The following is a 219-nucleotide window of genomic DNA, read 5'->3' on the forward strand; positions in this document are numbered from 1 at the left end:
CCGTGTGAATCAAAATAAAATTTATACCCCTTTAGAAGTGACGGCCAAACCAGGGGTGTATTCCTTTTATGATCACCAATTACATGAAGAATTAGGACAATTTGGGTATCAAACGATTGAATTTCCTGTGATGGAAGGCGAAGTCTATAGCTGTGATACGAATGTATTGGATGAAGTTGTGGCAGTTGTTGCTTTTTTGATGGATGAACAAGCAGAGAC

1 protein-coding gene is annotated in these 219 nt (G+C 38.8%); it reads left to right on the forward strand.

All coding sequences use genetic code 11. The features are described from left to right. On the forward strand, window positions 1–219 hold a 219-nt coding region (locus tag AB3I00_RS14895; RefSeq protein ID WP_368025656.1), incomplete at both ends, for a hypothetical protein.

Source organism: Enterococcus sp. C76, from assembly GCF_040886985.1.
GTDB lineage: Bacteria > Bacillota > Bacilli > Lactobacillales > Enterococcaceae > Enterococcus_B > Enterococcus_B lactis.